This window comes from Enterococcus sp. DIV1298c, assembly GCF_017316315.1.
In the GTDB taxonomy this organism is placed as follows: domain Bacteria; phylum Bacillota; class Bacilli; order Lactobacillales; family Enterococcaceae; genus Enterococcus_B; species Enterococcus_B mangumiae.
This window is the reverse complement of record NZ_JAFLWG010000099.1, coordinates 1-1,433: the sequence shown is the minus strand read 5'-3', so window position 1 is coordinate 1,433 and position 1,433 is coordinate 1. Positions and strand designations below refer to the sequence as shown.

Genomic DNA, 1,433 nt, shown 5'->3' with positions numbered 1-1,433 from the left:
GAAAAATGAGCGAATACGTCATTTCCATCTTCACCAGTGATAAATCCAAAACCTTTGTCTGCGTTAAACCATTTTACTGTACCGTTATTCATATATATTTCCTCCTGATACGTATCAACGTACGTTTATAGTGCAATAAATATTTGATAGGCAAAAGGAGTCTTATAATGATTAAGTTATAGCTCAAATTACGTTTCAAAATAGATTACTTACTTACTATAGCATGGTGATTCAGAAAACACAACTATAAACCCTCGCAACATTTACATCTACCAATCTAATGTAACTTTTTGATTTTTTCATTGAACAAAGGAATGTCTTTTTTCTGATAGATGATTCCCTGATTTTTCATTAGGAATCGCTCACTGATATTCATTAACATTTGTTTGATTCCATCAATGGCTTCTTCTGGAGCAGCCCCTTGTACAAACCAAAAAATAGGTTTCTGATATAACGGTGCTTCTGCGGTATCCAAGCCAGTTTGAAACAAATCCGTCCAACGATCGATAAATGTTTTTAATAAACCCGTCACATCCCACCAATAAATTGGTGTCCCAATGATCAAGACATCCGCTTTCGCTACTACATCCATCACTAATTGAAATTCGTCTATTCCTGTTACTTGTCCTAATTGGTTGATTCGGTAATCAGCTAAATGCAAGACCGAATAATTGATATCAGCTAAGATTTTTTCTCCCCATTTAGCAGTCATGCCGTTTTTATTAGGACTTGCATTGATAAATAAAATATTCATTTTCATTTCTCCCATCTTCTTTCTCTCACCGCAACAACCCTTGTTAACTTAAAAATGAGATATTTTCTATATTAGAACGATTATGATATCAAAACAATACTTTTCTTATTTAAATATAACATTTTTTACATTAATAAAACAAATATTAAAATGGATGATACCAGAAAATCTGTCTATTATTTTTGTTTTTGTAATGATAAAATAATTATTGTTTGTTATCTTTAGTTTATATAATTATAACATTACGCACACTACTTCTTTTCGTCTTTCTTCTATTGAAATGTCACTCTCTAACTGGGTTTGTCGGTTCGAATCCGACATAGAGAATACGGTCAGTTACCGTAAATCGACCATTCACTTTTATTTGGGGGAGCTTTGTATGAAAGTGATCGGTTTAGAAATAGGAGGAAAAAATGGATTTATTGATGTTATTGTTAGGGTTTATGAGTTTGATGATTGGTGTACTATTACCTAGTCTATCAAACAAAAAGAGCAAAAAGAATTGGCAGCGTCATTTGATTTTACTGAGTGCCTTATTCGGTTTTGTATTGATCAGCAGTGCTTGTGGATCTGGAACCGAACAGACGTCAAAAGCGGACACTGCTACAACTGAAACAACTTCGCAATCGAGCGATGAAAAAGAAGAAGCTGCTGAACAGAAAAAAGCAGAGGAAAAAAA

General features: G+C 33.4%; 2 protein-coding genes and 1 pseudogene. 1 reads left to right on the top strand and 2 read right to left on the bottom strand.

Features of this window, described 5'->3' with window-relative positions; genetic code table 11:
- The coding region (locus JZO83_RS14300) for a cold shock domain-containing protein (protein ID WP_207116138.1) at positions 1 to 92 on the bottom strand (92 nt) is incomplete at its 3' end.
- Positions 93 to 277: 185 nt separating this feature from the next.
- Positions 278 to 754: a flavodoxin family protein gene (locus tag JZO83_RS14295; protein ID WP_207116137.1), complete on the bottom strand. Its 477-nt coding sequence runs from the start codon at positions 752 to 754 to the stop codon at positions 278 to 280.
- A gap of 413 nt (positions 755 to 1,167) precedes the next feature.
- Between JZO83_RS14295 and JZO83_RS14290 the strand changes: the two are divergent.
- Positions 1,168 to 1,433, top strand: a pseudogene (locus JZO83_RS14290) (hypothetical protein); the annotation flags it as partial.